Source organism: Dyadobacter sp. OTU695 (assembly GCF_038440355.1).
Classification (GTDB): domain Bacteria; phylum Bacteroidota; class Bacteroidia; order Cytophagales; family Spirosomataceae; genus Dyadobacter.
In genome coordinates this window covers 239,067-254,100 of sequence record NZ_JASATN010000007.1, presented here as the reverse complement: position 1 = coordinate 254,100, position 15,034 = coordinate 239,067, and the positions used below count along the sequence as shown (strand labels likewise).

Sequence of the window (15,034 nt, the reverse complement as noted above, 5' to 3'; positions counted from 1 at the left end):
CGGAACATGTGGAGATTTATTTTCTTCAATGTAAAAAGACTAAGGAAGCGGCGAGTGAATTCCATCGGTATTATTCACGACGGTCTTGGCGCTCTTCGCGGGGCGAGGTAATTGGAGACTGGAAACGTCTGGCTTGGCAGTGGATTTGGAATAGAAGGTGATAGGACTTTTTCAAACATCGGAACAATTCCACACCTTGATCGTATTCCTTTACGGTTCAGGCGAGCTCTATTCCAGTTTAAGATTTTAGTCAGAATCCTCCAAGATAAATATTTCTTCGGCGATGCTGCCGAATACCCTGGCTATTTTCAACGCCAACACAGCAGAAGGAGTGTATCGGCCGCCTTCTATCGAATTGATAGTTTGCCGACTTACCCCAACTTTTTCTGCCAATTCAGCTTGCGAGATATTATGTTCTGCGCGTGCAACTCTAAGGCGATTCTTCATGATAATGACTCTTTGTTCATCCGGTGCAATGTCCATCGAAACATTATGATAAAGAATACGAGTATGGTATACATATTGAAGATCAATACGTTGAGAAAATCTAGCCAGTAAAATATCAGCGAACAAAGCATGAGTACGAGGTAGTTAACATATACGCTCCACTGCAATGCCTGTAACCTGAGCCTCTGGATCATTTCATCTTCTTGTTTCTCCCTGGAAAATGCAATCAGGATAAGTGAAAGAGCAAGTCCGATAATAAATACATTGGCAACGGTTTCTGTGTAACCAGACCAGTTTTTCTCATTTGACCAGTTTTGAAGGCTGTCATAATAGTTCTGACCCAAATTAGTTACTAGTATCAAATAAAATACAAGCAATAGTGTTCCAATTGCCAAACCAATTTTCCTGAATGCATGTGGAAATAACCAATCGTGCTGCCTCATAAGATTGCGATGTTAAGTTGTCTCTGCAATGTAAAATAGATTTTACAAATAGACAAGTATGTTTTACATTACATCATAATTTGTACAGGACATATTGCAGCTTTTACAAAAAAGAGATTGAAAACGGTGTCAAGCGCTTCCATGCTTATCAAGTTTCGGACTCGGTATAAGGGTAAATAATACTAGAGGATTAGTGACCGCAACAAACCTTCACACACACCTTATAGAGATTGGTGATAAATTGGCCTATCATTGACAAAATTTTTAGTGGCATGAACGTGAATCGTGAAATCATCTGGTTCAGAAAGGGCACCGAAGATGAAGTTGGAACTTTGTATGTTGATCAAATTTCGCTGGACGAGTTGGTTCAAATTTTTGAGCGCTATGACGATGACCCGTTAATGTACATGGTCTATGAGGTTACCCCGCAGCAGTCATCAGATTTGTCGCGATGGGTAGAGCATGCTTTTGAGCACGAAAAATATGATTACTTTCTCTATTGTTGGCAAGCTTATCGGTAGATCGGCAAGTAGGCGAATTCCTCATCAACTCAGGTACTGATAGTCCCTTAGAACTTGCCCAGTTGGGTTAGCCGCTGGCAGCGATGCCAGCGGCTTGAAACATTATTAACTCGATACCCTCCTAAGTTTTCCGGAATTCGTGAATAGCTTCTGCTTTACCAAGATCATATGGTCGCTAATCCGTTGCTTTCTCACCCGAGCGTAGCGCTGGGTCGTACGAATGTTCCGATGTCCGAGCATTTTGCCAACGTCTTCGAGTGGTACGCCGTTATTGAGCACCAGGTCTGCAAAGGTATGACGGGCTAGGTGTGTATTCAATGGTCTTTTAATGCCGCAGATCACCGCAAGTTCTTTCAGATAAACATTATGCCGGAAATTGCTATTGACAGGGATCAAGCGGTTATTGACCTTGCAATAAGGATGACCCTGATATTTATCGATCAACTCTTGTACGACTGGCAAGATCGGTACCATTTCAGTCACCTCGGTCTTGCCACGATCTTTGATCAGCCATTTTTCACCTGTTCGTCCAACCTTCACGATATTCTCGGGAGAAAGGTTGTACATATCCTGATACGCAAAGCCTGTAAAGCACTGAAAAATGAATGCGTCGCGCACTTCGCTGATCCGGTCGATGTCGATCTGTTTTTTGTGGATTGCCTCGACTTCATATAGTTCTAATGGCATGACCTCCTTGTTGCCACCCGAGCAAACAAACCCTTCCAGTGGATTGGAAGGGATAAACTTCTTCTTAACACCCGTTTTGACGATCTGCCTTGTCCATTTCACCAGCTTCTTGGCAGTGACCTCAGAAAGCGGTTCGTCCAGGTGAAGCGTCAGATAGTCATAAAACTCTTCGGCAAAGCACTGGTCGATCTCGGTCATTTCGATGTCCTTGCGTTGATACCTGAAACGGATGAATGCCTCGACCTTCCGTTTGGTGGATCGCCAGTGCCGAAGTGTTCCTTCTGAGCGGATTCCTTTCTTGGCTTTCTTCTCAAAGATCGCGATGAATTCATCGAAGGCAGCTAATAGCGTTTGGCTTAGTCCTGCGGCCTTTTTTGGCTTTGCTTTGGAATGAGTCAAGGGCAAGCCCAGATAAGCATTTTTCAGCATCAAAGGTGTCACGCGGTTGAATTGGGATTGCAGCACGAGAAAGTGTTTTTCGATCTCGGCCTGTGCCTGGACGATTTTCAAGTTGATCATCTTGGCTTCCGCCGTTGTGGCAGTCACTAGCTTCGCATCGCTGTTCCAAAAGTCGGGATGGATCTTTTTGCCAAGGGAAATGTCTGTGTCGGTGCCGTCGATGGTAATCCTGACATAGATGGGTGCTTTTCCGTCTTTCGAGGCTTTGCCCCGGTAGAGCCAGAATAGCAATGACAGATTTTGTTTGAACTTCATGCTCGCACATTTTAAGGTTGGTAATTGTGTCCGTGGAGAACCTTAAATCAAAACCGCCTCAATCAAACATCTGATTCGGTCACCTAATTTACCAAATCCAACAGGTGACCGAATAGGTGACCGAATGGATTGGTTCATTATGATTCAGACTGACCTGCCTTTTTGTAAAATGTGCTGATTATCAATGTATTTTAAACAAAAAAGGCACACTTTCGTGTGCCTTCTGTGATCCCGCTGGAATCATTTTTATCGCCTAACTGTCTCAGAAACAGCAATCTTTCTAATCCTAAATTCCAGGTTACCGGATAGGTTACCAGATGAAATGGTTCACTTTGGGGCGGTTGCCAAGAACAACAGTTGCAAACTTACTAAAATTCAGAGGAAATAAACAAAGCGGGCTTTGTCAATCGATGCGATCAATTCAACGTCATTGGGGATGATTTGGAACTTCCCATTTTTGATCGGCAGCGCCACCACGAGGCACAATTCCTGCTTTGGCCCATTGAGAGCCTTTTCATGCAGTCGGCATGGCCCCCGTATTATGCGTATTTATTTTACTTGCCTTAACCATTGCTCTACCGAACATAGACGCACGTCAATCATAACTAGCAAGTGCCTAAAGATGCTACCAACATGGGTTCAGGCACTAGACGATCGTAGATATGTCAGACATCGAGCGATTAACGACAATGACTAGACATAATTTAGAGTAAACTCATATCTAACGACTTGCATTTTTTCAGGCAATTTAGGTGGTGTTGCATTTTTCTGACAAATAACTATTCTGTATCTTGTCAAGTTAATCTTTGCCAAACTGAGGATAACCTTCCAATATACGTAGTTACATAAAATGCAGAGTTGTTTTTCAGGAATTGACCTTTTTGCAGGTGCAGGTGGAATGTCACTCGGGGCAATGCAGTCGGGTATTGATGTGAAATTTGCGGTAGAGAACGATCCCCATGCAGCCTCAACTTACAAGCACAATTTCAGAAACGCAGTGGTTTTTGATGATGACATTCGATCGCTGCAAGAGATCCGGCTAAATTTAGGAAACAATGTTATTCTTTTTGGCGGTCCTCCTTGCCAAGGATTTTCGACGTCAAACCAAAAAACACGATCCTCTTCAAACGAGAAAAATTGGCTTTTTCAGGAATTTGTGAGAGTGATTACTCTTGTCACTCCACTTCCTAAGTGGGTCATCTTTGAAAACGTAAAGGGGTTTTCTGATACTGAAAGCGGAACTTTCCTGCGACGAGTAGTAAATGAGATTTCCTCACTTGGCTATAATGTTTCCTACGAAAAATTGAATGCTGTTGATTTCGGAATACCTCAAAAACGAACAAGATTTTTTATCGTCGGTAATCTTCACGGGATTGATTTCGAATTTCCGGCAAAAAGGGATACCGTGGTGACTGTGAAGGACGCTTTACAAGATTTGCCGGTTCTTGATGTCGGAGCAAAAGATGTTTGGAAATCCTATCGATCGGAAGCATATTCTGCGTATGCTAAACATCTCAGAGGCGATCTAGAGTCGTCGCCAAACCACGAGGTCACCTATAATTCAGGTTTAGTAGTAGATAGGTACAAGCATATTCCGCAGGGAGGGAATTGGCAAAATATTCCTAAGCACTTAATGGCTAACTACAAAGATGTCAGTAGATGTCACACGGGTATTTATCATAGATTGGTTGAAAATTTACCTTCGATTGTTATTGGGAATTATCGCAAAAATATGTTGATTCACCCAAGTCAAGATAGAGGTCTTTCCGTACGAGAGGCAGCAAGACTACAATCGTTCCCAGATTGGTTTGAATTCAAAGGAACTATAGGCTTCCAGCAGCAACAAGTTGGCAATGCCGTCCCCCCCCTTCTAGCAAAAGCAGTGTTTAAAAAAATATTAATGTACGAGAATGATCTGGTCAGAACAGAAGTTTGAGAAACAAATGATTAAATCGCTAACCAAGTCTTTTGATAAGACAGAAGGTGACGCATACTACACTCATTACAAGAATATCAGAAATAAGCTGATTGAAGAACTGTATCCGCAAATACCAGTAAATGAACCAAATCTCACTGACCATACAGCAACTCATATAAAGAATGTTTTGACAAATGCGTTTAAGATTTTAGATGAAGGTAAAGCAAAGAATTTATCTGGTATGGACTGGTACTTCCTTGGCTTGGCGATTCTCTTTCACGACGTCGGTAATGTTTATGAAAGAAAAGAACATTGGAAATTTGACACTATTGCGAAAATCTATGATCATATTATCGGAGAAAACCCAAAGTATAGCAGAGAACGATATTTTGTAAGCAAGGCCGCTGAGGCCCATAGCGGAAAAGGAAGAGACGGATCGGCAGACACAATGAAGGATATTGACATTTTCGGCGACATAGACGGCCACCAAATTCGATTGAGAGATATGGCTGTAGTTCTCCGGTTTGCTGATGAATTGGCCGAGGGACCTCAGCGTACATCCTACTTTATGAACAAACATGGTCTTTTTGATGACCCAAGTAAACCATATCATTTGTATGCGTCTCAGACGTCAATTTTTATCGATAGAAATAACGAGCGGATCGGTTTAACGTATGATATAAAAATGAGAGATGTCAATGGTCAGTTAACCCCTGAGCAAGAGAAGAATCTTTCAGATATGCTCAGTTTTATATATCTCCGCGTACATAAGCTGGATCAAGAACGGAAATATGCCCGTCACCACTCAGATTACTGCAGTGCATTCAAGAGAACGTCGGTAACTATAAATATTGAAATCAATGGGGAATCAACACTGGAATTAAACAACTGTGTGTTAGACGACGTCACGGTCCCTGGTGAGGATTACAAGGAGCTGGGTGAAAGATTTGATAATTACAAAATTCCCAACATAATTTCCGCAGTAAGAACAGCTAGAACAGAGGCAGATGCGCAATCCATTTGAATTTGAAGCCGCAAGTAATCTCTCAGATGAAGAGATTTTAGACTTCTATATTGAAGATCATAACTTTTCACGATTCATACTATCGAGTCGAAACATCTTTCTTTCAGGTGAAAGAGGTACCGGTAAGACGATGACACTTCTTTACAACTCTTTTAGAATAGAGTATAGAAAAGCTAAAAATCTCGGCATACCATTTACATTTGAAAAAATCGGAATTCATATTCCATGTAAGACACCACTAATATACAAGAAGGAATTTGAACTAATTGCCGATTTTAGAGCCTTTCTCATCGGAGAGCATTATCTGTCGCTGTACATTTTGCATGAATTGGCCTCAAACTTGCAAAGTGCTGATGAAACTGAAACAGCCTTTGAGAACTCAAACGAAACCTTAAAAACGGAGTTTGAATATATAACAAGCAGCAAACTACATCCATCACATTCCTTTCTCAAATCAATCGAACTTTTTGTAAAGAAAGAGGTAATTGACACTCAACGAAAAGTAAACGACCAAAACTCCGATGAGTTTTATTACAATACGTACAGCTTTAATTCCCTAGTTCTGCCTGTTCTACGTATGATCAAAAGTGTGAAGCTTTTTTCAAAATCGCACTTTTTGTTTATGTTGGACGATGCTCACGATTTGAATAGCTATCAGATTCAGACCGTCAATTCTTGGATTGCTTATCGGGACCACTCAGATTTTAGTTTTAAAGTAGCCATCACATCTGATCGAGAATATTCCTTTACCACCGCGTCTGGAGGTAGTATTATTGAGGGGCACGACTTTACAAAGGTAGAGCGAGAAAACCCGTACCGAAGCTCAGGCTCCGACTTTGGAAAAATGGCCAGGGATATTATTGGCAGAAGACTGAAATTGTATCTTGGGATAGACGAGAATCCTGAAAGTTTCTTTCCAATAAATCCTGAGATGGAGGAAGATTTGGCTACTGCTAAGAATATTACATTAGCAAAGGCCAAATTGAAATTTCCGAAAGGAACTCCTAAGCAGATTAACGATTATGTATATAAATATGCTCGAGCCGAATATTTTCGATCTCGTTCCGGCAAGGCTAATTTGCCGCCATACTCGGGTTTTGACACCATTGTTCAGCTTTCAACCGGAGTGATAAGAAATTTACTAACGCCATGTTATGAGATGTTCGATATGGCAATGTCTGAATCAGGTGATAATAAGAAAATTGACCATATTCCCTGGCATATACAAAGCAAAGCAATTGAAAAAGTGAGCAAGAGGAAATGGGAAAGTATTAACAGTCTGCATCGAAATGTTGAGGGATGTTCGGAGTTACAAAAGGAATATATATATAACCTATTTAACAACTTGGCTATTCTCCTGAGACAAAGACTTTACAGTGATATATCTGAGCCAAGGGCAATTAAGTTTAAAATATCCGACGCAAGTAGGGATGCTATGCGAAGGTTAGATAGTATTATCAATATTGCTCAGAAAGCACAATTACTTTATGTTAGATTGGGACGTGACAAGGACAATGGTGAAAACACACTTTATTATGAATTGAACAGATTACTGCTCCCTGATAGAGGTTTAGACCCTGTTGGGCAGCATTCTACAATCAGTATTAGGGCCTCGGCGTTATGGAATGCTGCAAGTAAGGATAAAAAAATCCCGTTTGATAAATTAGAAGTTAAACAAAATGGCACCATCAACATTCCTTTCGAATAAAATTAAGTATAATTTGATCTCAGTTCTTGGCTGGGAGGAGAGGTGTTATTTGGGAGTCATGAAGACATCTGGCATTATTTCTGTCTCAAAATTGGTGTTGCTGGTTTTCAAGGATTATCTTAAATACACTTCATCTAACCTCGGAAGAATAAAAGAATTATGCTTAGAAAAAAGAATTGAGCTACAAATAGTCGAACTTTCATACTCGAGGACAGCGGATGCTTGGAGTCAGATTGGGAGTATTATTGAACACCCAGCTGTCAAGAAGGAAAATAGTATCTTAGACGTCTCTACGATGCCACGCGAGACAATTTGGAGTTTCATTTTCTTTGCTCGAAAGAAAAATATAGAGCTGCGATTTATTTATTTCAAGCCTTTACACTATGGCGATTGGCTATGTAAGGAGCCGGATAAGCCGCGCTTGTTGTATAAGCATTCGGGTGTTGCGGAATTTGGAAAGTCAACTGCATTAATAATCTTGACTGGATTCGACTATGATCGGACTAGTCAACTGGTTAGATTCTACGAGCCCTCACTAACTGTACTCGGTATCCAGAAGGGAATCCAATTTGACAACCAGCAAAGGAATATACAAGATCAGCATGCCGCAGAATGCAAGGGGCAGACCACTGTTAGTTTTTTTGAAATTGATGCATATGACCTGCGCGCCGCATCCGCAATTTTGGACGATCAAATAAAACGGCTTAAACCTGATTATAATATAATTGTATCTTCTTTGGGGCCAAAATTGTCCGCTATATCGATCTACGATGTCTTTCTCACTCATCCAGAGATTGCTCTTACTTATGTACCCACCAAAGAGTATAATCTTTCTTACTCTACGGGTATTGACTTGGAACCCATCATTGGCATTTTGCCCGCTTAGCAATGGATTGTGCAAAGTTTGCTCCACTTGGCAACCATTCCATCGGAGAAACTTATGAAAATTTGTGACGTGAAGAGAATTTAATGCCCGGAAAGATAAACAGTAACATTTTTATCATCGACCAATTACAATGTAGACCAGACCAAATTTGGTGTTAGTAGAACCGAGTTTTTTTAGTAGGTTTCAATGCCTTTCAGAGCACAGCACTACCATAGGATGCAATGGGGCACGAAACGGAAATTTATCCGATATGTACGAAGATTGTTATTGTCCCAATATCGCAAAAGTCTCTCCCTTTGATTCGTCGTTTTCCAGTATGGGGCGCACCATTTCGAGAGAGAGACAAATGTCGCCTCCGATGGGATAGGTTAATATTCGGGTTAGTTTGAAATAGGACACTTTCAGATAGAGTGCGTTCATGTCAATTTCACAGAAAATACTTAAATCTCGTTACGATGAATGAAGACACAACGGGCGACTTTCTGCCGGAGATAATACAATTTCTTGAGGACTTTACTGAGGAAATGATTTCGGGAAATGCCGCATACTTCATAGGTGCTGGCATTTCCAAGCCCTCAAATCTACCCGATTGGAGTAGCTTGTTAGCTCCGCATGCTAACAAGATTGGGATCAAGGACTTAGCTGCGGCAAATCTCCCGTTGGTGGCTCAGTATGTTATCAACGAAGAATCCGGAAATAGAGGGCCATTCATAAATTCAATTTCAAAGAAACTGAGACGATCTTTTTCTCCGAATGCCTATCACGAGCTAATTGCGAAAACGAATATTAAAACTATTTGGACAACTAATTATGACAACTTGATTGAAAAAGCGTTTGCAAGTCACATTCAAGACGTAAAATTCAGTGATGATTCAGTTTCAAGAGATTTACCGAACTCGCAAATAGAAATAATCAAAATGCATGGGTGCATTTATAATTCACATCGTGATGAAATTGTTATCACGCAATCGGACTATGAGGATTTTTTTATCAATCGTCCCGCCTTGTCCCAGAGGCTTCGATTGGATTTAATTCAGAAGTCTTTCTTGTTCATAGGCTACGGTTATAACGATGTGAATATAGGAAATATAGTATCAGAGGCGCGACGTTTAGCTGGTAGAAATACTCGTCAACACTACATGATCTGCAAGGATGAGCCGGAAAACAGTGCATTTCCATTTTGGTGTAGTAATCTTAGGCGATATGGTATTCGAGTTGTTAGAATTCAAAATTTTTCACAGTTAACAGAGATACTACGTATACTCTCCCTTAAATCGCGTGGAAAAAGTATTTTTGTGAGCGGCTCACATATTTTAGATCATGGATTTGAGATCGAAGAAATCAGTAGACAACTAGCTGAAATTGATGACATTGCCCTAAATGACGGGCAGTCCACAGGACCAATGCGAACGGCTGCTAAGATTTTCACGGAAGCAATCATTTCAAAGCAGATTGAGTTAGGCACTAGGCTCCGGTTTTTCCCCAACCCATATGCTTCTAATAAAAAGTTCTCCAATGACCCGTCGTTATTGAGTGTTTTGAAGAACTGGAGACTTCCCCTGCTAAAAGCAACGCAGATTATGATCGCCTTTGATGGGGGAATGGGTACAAAAGCGGAAATTGAGGTGGCGCTTGAAGTCGGCTGTATAGTTATTCCTTTTTTCAAAGACTCTAGATCTTCCACCTGGCAATTTTTGGAGCAACCAATTGTTACAGATCGATTAACTTATTTTGATCCGACGTATGTGCAGAAAGTAAAAGCCCAAACAGCCACCCCAGCCGATGTTATTGCTCTGGTTAAACAAATTCTTAGTTAAATACAATCAAAATGCGAAACGCAACATTGGTCTATAGAAATGGTACTAAGGAGGTCGGACACAAAAGAAAAACCTTAATTTCGGTGTTAACAGGAGCAACTACCTCTAAAGATATATACAATCAGCTTAGAAAAATTGACGCCATCAATGAGCTCGATGTCAGTGAAAGGCCGGATATTATTTCTGATTTGAGTGTTGAGCAAAGCAAGGCGTCAATTTATAAGTATATCATTGCGAATTATCCTGATTATGTTGTCGCAACGCTCCCGATTTACCAATGCCGCCAAAACTCAGGGATTGTTGATGATGGAGAGCTATTGTCGATTATTCAAGAACAGATAGCCTGCGGAGTTGGCGTTATCACAATCCACCCAACTTCAAACTTGTATATCATGCGTCTTTCAAACACACGCTTGGTACCCTCCACCTCGAGAGGGGGAACATTGGTTATGAACGACCTTGTTAAGCGAAACTTTGCAGTTGAAAACGTTTATGTTAGGATTTTAGATGAAATTGTGAAAGCAGCAAAGATTGGTAGAACCACTATAAGTATTGGAGCATCCTTCCGTTCCGCCAATATTTTTGACAGCCTTGATCAATGTCAGCTTGAGGAATTTAAGCTTCAAAAGGAAATAGCCGATTATATCAGCAACAGAGGTGTTGATGTAATCATCGAAGGTCCTGGGCACAGTTCCCCTAGAACACTTAAACGAATCGCAGAATACTATCGAGCAATGGAATATCCTATAATGCCACTCGGCCCAATTCCAACTGATATCGCCATCGGACAGGATCACATTTCCTCTGCCATTGGCTCGACAATACTTGGTATGGAGAATTGCGTCGACATAATAGCCGCTGTTACACGAGAGGAACACACAGGAAAAATACCCTCTGTTGAATCCTCTATCGAAGCAATCAGGGCTTCCAAGATTGCTGCCCATATTATTGACTTGCACAAATTAGGGGATTATTCGTCTGATCGCATCGTCGCCGAGTATCGAGCAGTCAATCAAACATGCATTTATGGTAAAATGAATTCAGGGTGTAGTAGGTGTGCGCACACTTGCCCTCTGACTAGCGAGAATTTCGAACTTGCCTAGTTTGCATTGCTCACATTAAAAACAGTAATTGGTACACCAGCTATACAATTAATGGTGAGCAGCACCTGTCTAATTCGATTGACCTATTGAGTCGCAGACTGTTGACCACCTTCATAATTGAAGTGGAGGCTGTTGCCTTCCGTTACAGATACTCCCATAAATTTCATTTACCCGCTTACGGTCAGTCTGCGATTTTGGTTTTTTACGGACTGGTTAGAAATTTCACATCACATCAACCTTAAAACTAAATGTATGGATCAAAAGTACGGTATGGACGCTTTCTTCTGTCATCAGCCTCTTGCAATGTCAATGTTAGATTCTTTTGGTCGGAGAACGTTAGAACAGTATCTGCTGCATGCAGATACTTATCAAGGTGGTCTAAAACGTGCGTATATTAATACAGTCTTTACGGATGCACTTTTGTCCTATCTCGAGCGTCGAAAAATTCCAGCAATTGAGGAGCTTCTTACTAAGGGAGTGGAGCTGATTGAGGGTACAGTAGTCTGGGTCGAGGGCGCGTTCTATTTTTCGGGGATTGCAAAAGCGGTTACTAAGCTGTCTGAGGGCAGTAAGCCAGCCTATTTTTCTTTTTCCCGTAGTTTGGACCAATTTCCCAAAACGATTGTTGGCCAACTTAATGCTGAGCACTTGTGTTCAACTTCTGCGTTACAGTTCTTGTCGCGAAGAAACCGAAAGTTCATGCTAGGGTTTATTCAAAGCTGCTCAGAGGATGAAATTATTTTGCGTACATTCTTAGTTGGCGACCGAATAATCAGAGGTGGCATCAATCGGCCTTTCCAAACGAGCGATCTTGAGCTCGACATTGAAGATATAGAAGAATTCAAAAAAGTTAGACTGATAGAAAGAGCAGATAATTCGTTGGATTTGGAAAGAAATAGGAAGATTCCGGAACAGGCCATCAAGCGCCATATCGCTGAGATTCTTGGTGAACGTCACATCGAGAAAGACTGGGGCGGCGAATCGTCGGATTTATTTACTTGCAATTTGAGCTTGGCTGGTAAAAGACGGAAGGCGGCTTTCGTGTTAAAAGGACCTTCGCATTTCAAAACAATGCGAATGAGAGATCTGGGCAAGAACGGGGATCAACTAGTGCGTCTGTTTGATGAACCAGCAGATATATTTATCGTCCAACACTGCCACAATGTCTCTCAGGATGTTAGAAAAACTGTTCATGCGTTTGCTTCACGTGTTGATAGGCTCTCAAGATACTGCATAATTGACGGAATAGACACCCAGAGGCTCCTTCTAGCATATAACAAGTTGGGACTGACGTCGGATAGTGAGTAATACAAATAATTGCAAGTAGAAATCGCCACACAGTATGGAAGATTACAATCGATTTCATCGTCATCAAGCATTGGCTGGCTTAGCGCCGACAACATTTGCCAAGAAACAAGAAATTGTTTCTTTCTAACGCAGATCAAAATTCGACGAAGGCCAAAAATTTGGGATCTAAGAGGGGAACTTACAAGATTTGGAGAATTGGGTATCAAGCTAAATGCCGAAAGTCTAACAGCAAAATATTGTTTTCGTCGACCTGGGTAAGACTCACGTCGACAGCAAAACGGTTTATGTATTCGTTTCCTTCCACATCCGTACACTGAATCCTAAGATAAAGCGGAACTTTCTCTTCTTCTTCTTGAAATATTACTCTCGTCCAAGCTTGACTATCAGACCACATGAGAAGATAGTACGTCGGAACGTATCCCAAGTAGTTAGAGTTAGTCAAAATGAATTCAGTTTCACTGTTTTCGTCAACACGAGAATTCCAGATGCTCCGTGTTCCAACTTCATTATATTCTTTCAGCTTTCTAGTCACAGTTTCGGTATCATATTGCCATGAGACTTTGACTTTTTTGGCAATCCCAGCACCAAGATTCCTAATCTCTAGCCTGTCAGTAAAGAAAATTCCGATCGCAAATTGTGTCGCTTCATCTATTTGCCGTGGCCAAACCATCATTGCAGCATTAACTTCCCGCATTTGTAACTTAGTCTGCATGGGTAGCAAGTCAGGTCTTATTGAGCCTTTTCTTGATTTCGCTGTCTCGTTAAGCTGCTCAACTACGAAATATAAAGTGGCTACAATGATTATGGCCTCCAATGAGGTAAAAAAGTTTGCGATTTTACCGTCGTCAATCTCACGTTCTGTAGACCAGTTTTCAATTTCGTTCCAGAGAAAACAAACAACGAGCACCATAGACGAAATGCAAGTTGTGCCGATCACAATGCGGGCCATTCTGTTAATACGAATATTTAGATCACCTTTTCTTCCCATGCTGTAGCGGTTTGGTATCAATCAGTGTATTTGATAATACGAATTCGGGTTGGCTTGAAGCATTACATAAATAAAATTTTGAAATTGCACAAGCGATCTATCGTTTTCTTTTCTACGTAAAACGGAACGAAGGATTACGGGTAAACATTTTTTACGGTTTTATGAAAATTGCTTGACAAACTTGTTTTATCTAATTATATAAAACTTCTATGCAAGGCACCGAATATATATTAACCGCCTTAATAAAGAGCAGGCTGCTACCAAAAATCCGTTTCTTCCTGTCTAATTTCTTCTGCAACATTGTCATAGGTTGGCATGACCGAACTTAAAGTTAATCCGAGTTTTCGAATTAGCGACTTGAGGTCTTTGTAGTGTTCGGAAGCCAGGACTAACTTGTAAGCGTAGTCGCCAAAACGTTTTGGCGAACCATCGAAAGGGTTATTTGCCAGGAAGCTCAAATGGTCTATAATAGTCGGATAGCGGTTGTTTCCGAAGTAGAAGTCATACGGCAGATCAGGGTAAATGAATAGTCCCTCTTGATGATGTAGAAACAGATTTGTGCTAGTTGGCATTCTCAGAACAGAGTGTTGGGAAATCATATTGTGGCCCTGGCTTTGGAAAAGTAGTTCTTCCCACGGAGTAAACATGTCTCTCTCAAAGTAGTCTGAGTTGACTGCCCAAACACATATATCATTCGGAGTTTCGGATTTAACGGCAAAATGAATGGCCTTCATTGAATTAAAGGTAAAATCCAGCAACCTTGTCGGAATCCCGTGATGTTGAGCTAATCCTGCGTAAAGCCCCGGCCTGCGGTTTTCGTCCATAAGAAATTCACAGTAGTATTTTGCATTCAGTTTAAACAAGGGAGGTTCCATTGTGGCGTACTCTGGAAAATTCGGTAGCTGATCTTTCGGTTTATTCAAAATCTTCTCAATATCAGGAACCGGAAGGCCGATTTTATTGGCTCGATTCGCAAAGCTACGCAGAAATCTTGTTTCGACTTGGTGGGTTATTTGTGTAACTACGTGTCGATCGGGAAACGGATAAGTCTCCCAGCTGTCTTCAAATCCCTTGCTTCGATAGAATTTTAGGCACGAGTTAAAAAAATTATTGACGGTAATATCGCGTGGAGTTCGAAATAATGAAGGCAATAGGTCCCAGTTTGCATTTCCGTGCCCACGATAGACCCAACTCCCCTTGCCAAAACTGTCTCTCGTTGGACTAAGAAAATCCAGAAAGTCAATAGCAGAATTGAATTTTTTCTCGACAACAATTTCGTTAAGATGACTCATTTTAGTTACAGAAGGTCTACAGTCGCAAAATAGCATGTAGCCCGTTCATTGCCAAAGCTTCTCCTGTCAACTTGCAAATTGACATTTTTGTCGTAGGGAATGTCCTTCCTGCGCCTTTATGAGTAGTTAATTTTCAAAACAAGGTATGGCTATGTTGACTAATTTTTATTTATAAAAA

Annotated in this window: 14 protein-coding genes; 8 read left to right on the top strand and 6 right to left on the bottom strand. The window is 41.1% G+C overall.

Annotated features, from left to right (window positions below; all coding sequences use genetic code 11):
• Positions 1-246 precede the first annotated feature (246 nt).
• Together AAHB90_RS15845 and AAHB90_RS15840 are read right to left on the bottom strand one after the other, a co-directional pair.
• Entirely contained in the window at positions 247-447 is a 201-nt protein-coding gene (locus AAHB90_RS15845; RefSeq protein WP_446717907.1) for a helix-turn-helix transcriptional regulator, read from the bottom strand.
• Positions 444-791, bottom strand: coding sequence for a hypothetical protein (locus AAHB90_RS15840; protein ID WP_342086227.1), 348 nt, complete (start codon positions 789-791; stop codon positions 444-446). The genes AAHB90_RS15845 and AAHB90_RS15840 overlap by 4 nt, the downstream gene beginning before the upstream one ends.
• A gap of 371 nt (positions 792-1,162) precedes the next feature.
• On the opposite strand from AAHB90_RS15840, the gene AAHB90_RS15835 reads away from it, so the two are divergent.
• Complete coding sequence (locus AAHB90_RS15835; protein WP_342086184.1) at positions 1,163-1,411, top strand: DUF7683 domain-containing protein; 249 nt, start codon at positions 1,163-1,165, stop codon at positions 1,409-1,411.
• A 105-nt stretch (positions 1,412-1,516) separates the two neighbouring features.
• Here AAHB90_RS15835 and AAHB90_RS15830 read toward each other — a convergent pair whose 3' ends face one another.
• A complete protein-coding gene (locus AAHB90_RS15830; RefSeq protein WP_342086183.1) occupies positions 1,517-2,812 on the bottom strand; it encodes a site-specific integrase in 1,296 nt (431 codons plus the stop codon).
• A gap of 850 nt (positions 2,813-3,662) precedes the next feature.
• Here AAHB90_RS15830 and AAHB90_RS15825 point away from each other — a divergent pair.
• From AAHB90_RS15825 to AAHB90_RS15810, 4 genes are read left to right on the top strand one after another with little or no spacing between them, the layout of a single operon-like run.
• Positions 3,663-4,748: a DNA cytosine methyltransferase gene (locus tag AAHB90_RS15825; RefSeq protein WP_342086182.1), complete on the top strand. Its 1,086-nt coding sequence runs from the start codon at positions 3,663-3,665 to the stop codon at positions 4,746-4,748.
• A complete protein-coding gene (locus AAHB90_RS15820; RefSeq protein WP_342086181.1) occupies positions 4,723-5,754 on the top strand; it encodes an HD domain-containing protein in 1,032 nt (343 codons plus the stop codon). The genes AAHB90_RS15825 and AAHB90_RS15820 overlap by 26 nt, the downstream gene beginning before the upstream one ends.
• Positions 5,738-7,462, top strand: coding sequence for an ORC-CDC6 family AAA ATPase (locus AAHB90_RS15815; RefSeq protein WP_342086180.1), 1,725 nt, complete (start codon positions 5,738-5,740; stop codon positions 7,460-7,462). Before AAHB90_RS15820 ends, AAHB90_RS15815 begins: the two co-directional genes overlap by 17 nt.
• On the top strand, positions 7,434-8,348 hold the full coding sequence (locus tag AAHB90_RS15810) for a hypothetical protein (RefSeq protein WP_342086179.1): 915 nt from the start codon (positions 7,434-7,436) through the stop codon (positions 8,346-8,348). The genes AAHB90_RS15815 and AAHB90_RS15810 overlap by 29 nt, the downstream gene beginning before the upstream one ends.
• Before the next feature lie 264 nt (positions 8,349-8,612).
• On the opposite strand, the gene AAHB90_RS15805 is transcribed toward AAHB90_RS15810, so the two are convergent.
• Complete coding sequence (locus AAHB90_RS15805) at positions 8,613-8,768, bottom strand: hypothetical protein (protein ID WP_342086178.1); 156 nt, start codon at positions 8,766-8,768, stop codon at positions 8,613-8,615.
• A gap of 35 nt (positions 8,769-8,803) precedes the next feature.
• Here AAHB90_RS15805 and AAHB90_RS15800 point away from each other — a divergent pair, with 35 nt between their 5' ends.
• The 3 genes from AAHB90_RS15800 (at position 8,804) to AAHB90_RS15790 (ending at position 12,576) form a co-directional block, all read left to right on the top strand.
• Complete coding sequence (locus AAHB90_RS15800; RefSeq protein ID WP_342086177.1) at positions 8,804-10,165, top strand: SIR2 family protein; 1,362 nt, start codon at positions 8,804-8,806, stop codon at positions 10,163-10,165.
• An 11-nt stretch (positions 10,166-10,176) separates the two neighbouring features.
• Positions 10,177-11,268, top strand: coding sequence for a phosphomethylpyrimidine synthase ThiC (locus AAHB90_RS15795; protein ID WP_342086176.1), 1,092 nt, complete (start codon positions 10,177-10,179; stop codon positions 11,266-11,268).
• Between the two features lie 252 nt (positions 11,269-11,520).
• Complete coding sequence (locus AAHB90_RS15790; RefSeq protein ID WP_342086175.1) at positions 11,521-12,576, top strand: hypothetical protein; 1,056 nt, start codon at positions 11,521-11,523, stop codon at positions 12,574-12,576.
• A gap of 202 nt (positions 12,577-12,778) precedes the next feature.
• On the opposite strand, the gene AAHB90_RS15785 is transcribed toward AAHB90_RS15790, so the two are convergent.
• On the bottom strand, positions 12,779-13,564 hold the full coding sequence (locus AAHB90_RS15785; RefSeq protein ID WP_342086174.1) for a hypothetical protein: 786 nt from the start codon (positions 13,562-13,564) through the stop codon (positions 12,779-12,781).
• A 257-nt stretch (positions 13,565-13,821) separates the two neighbouring features.
• Complete coding sequence (locus AAHB90_RS15780; protein WP_342086173.1) at positions 13,822-14,856, bottom strand: FRG domain-containing protein; 1,035 nt, start codon at positions 14,854-14,856, stop codon at positions 13,822-13,824.
• Between the last annotated feature and the right edge of the window lie 178 nt (positions 14,857-15,034).

Bases quoted from the DNA above. Each gene is read 5' to 3' on its own strand.
- AAHB90_RS15790 (WP_342086175.1), top strand. From the start codon at position 11,521: ATGGATCAAAAGTACGGTATGGACGCTTTCTTCTGTCATCAGCCTCTT.
- AAHB90_RS15805 (WP_342086178.1), bottom strand. From the start codon at position 8,768: ATGAACGCACTCTATCTGAAAGTGTCCTATTTCAAACTAACCCGAATA.
- AAHB90_RS15825 (WP_342086182.1), top strand. From the start codon at position 3,663: ATGCAGAGTTGTTTTTCAGGAATTGACCTTTTTGCAGGTGCAGGTGGA.
- AAHB90_RS15780 (WP_342086173.1), bottom strand. From the start codon at position 14,856: ATGAGTCATCTTAACGAAATTGTTGTCGAGAAAAAATTCAATTCTGCT.
- AAHB90_RS15810 (WP_342086179.1), top strand. From the start codon at position 7,434: ATGGCACCATCAACATTCCTTTCGAATAAAATTAAGTATAATTTGATC.
- AAHB90_RS15800 (WP_342086177.1), top strand. From the start codon at position 8,804: ATGAATGAAGACACAACGGGCGACTTTCTGCCGGAGATAATACAATTT.
- AAHB90_RS15795 (WP_342086176.1), top strand. From the start codon at position 10,177: ATGCGAAACGCAACATTGGTCTATAGAAATGGTACTAAGGAGGTCGGA.
- AAHB90_RS15845 (WP_446717907.1), bottom strand. From the start codon at position 447: ATGAAGAATCGCCTTAGAGTTGCACGCGCAGAACATAATATCTCGCAA.
- AAHB90_RS15785 (WP_342086174.1), bottom strand. From the start codon at position 13,564: ATGGGAAGAAAAGGTGATCTAAATATTCGTATTAACAGAATGGCCCGC.
- AAHB90_RS15835 (WP_342086184.1), top strand. From the start codon at position 1,163: ATGAACGTGAATCGTGAAATCATCTGGTTCAGAAAGGGCACCGAAGAT.
- AAHB90_RS15830 (WP_342086183.1), bottom strand. From the start codon at position 2,812: ATGAAGTTCAAACAAAATCTGTCATTGCTATTCTGGCTCTACCGGGGC.
- AAHB90_RS15820 (WP_342086181.1), top strand. From the start codon at position 4,723: ATGATCTGGTCAGAACAGAAGTTTGAGAAACAAATGATTAAATCGCTA.
- AAHB90_RS15815 (WP_342086180.1), top strand. From the start codon at position 5,738: ATGCGCAATCCATTTGAATTTGAAGCCGCAAGTAATCTCTCAGATGAA.